General features: G+C 66.4%; 2 protein-coding genes. One reads left to right on the forward strand and one right to left on the reverse strand.

The window, feature by feature from the left end:
• On the reverse strand, positions 1-193 hold a 193-nt coding region (locus ACYVDE_RS23975; RefSeq protein WP_460504036.1), incomplete at its 3' end, for a putative sensor domain DACNV-containing protein.
• A 153-nt stretch (positions 194-346) separates the two neighbouring features.
• Here ACYVDE_RS23975 and ACYVDE_RS23980 point away from each other — a divergent pair.
• Complete coding sequence (locus ACYVDE_RS23980; RefSeq protein ID WP_460504037.1) at positions 347-820, forward strand: nuclear transport factor 2 family protein; 474 nt, start codon at positions 347-349, stop codon at positions 818-820.
• The last annotated feature ends 227 nt before the right edge of the window (positions 821-1,047 follow it).

The following is a 1,047-nucleotide window of genomic DNA, read 5'->3' on the forward strand; positions in this document are numbered from 1 at the left end:
GCGGCGAGTGGCCCTCCTCGCGCCCTAGGCTGGCCCAGAACGCCACGTCAATCACGGCCTCCACCCACTGCGCGGCCGGCGGCGAGGCCAGGCGTTTTTCGTCCTCCACGCTGGCCGCGCGGTGCCGGGCGAAGTTGGCTTCAATCATAGGGGCGGCCATGCGGGCCGTGAGATAGGTGGGTTCGGAGAGCATGGGGCAAAGATGGGGCCGGGCGGCAGGGCTGGCAGCCGCCAGCCAGTACCGGGCAGGTGTAGCGACGCATATTTGCGCCTGACGGTTGAACAATCGTCGAACCGTATTGCCTTACGACGAGACGCCAATTGGCGTCGTTGCCTCCGCCCCATCATGCGCCGTTTTCTCCTCGCCCTCCCATTGTTGATGGCCCTGGCGGCCCCCGGTGCCCACGCCCAAGCCGCCCCGCCCCCGCCGGCCGCGCCCAGCGAACTCACCCGTACCGTGGCCCGCCTCGATGCCGAGCTGTTCGCTGCCTTCAACGCCCACGACGTGAACCGGCTCATGGGCTTCTTCGCCGACAATCTGGAGTTCTACCACGACAAAGGCGGCCTGAGCAACTTCGCCCAGACCCGCGACAGCTTCGCCCGCCTGTTTGCCCAAAGCCCCGACATCAGCCGCACCCTCGTGCCGGGTACGCTGGAGGTGTACCCCATCAAAGGCTACGGGGCCACGCACATTGCCACCCAGCGCTTCTGCCATCAGGAAAACGGCCGCCAGGATTGCGGCAACTCCAAGTTCGTGATGGTGTGGCAGCAGCAGGGCGACACCTGGAAAATCACCCGCGTCGTGAGCTACGACCACTAAGAGAAGGTTTGTAGTCCGGATGGAAGGTTTGTGGTCCGGAAACGGTTGGCGGGCGGAGCTGCGGAGGTCGTGAGCAGCCAGCCGCAACTGCCCGTTATATAGGCTGCCTCCGTTCGGACTATAATCGCTACCTCCCCACCCGCCGCAGCTGGCCGCCCCGGTAGCGGTAGCGCCCGGCGGGCAGCATGGTTTCCGGTAGCGGCTCCCGGCTCTGCACCTCGGCCCCA

The sequence above is a fragment of the Hymenobacter agri genome (assembly GCF_054778495.1).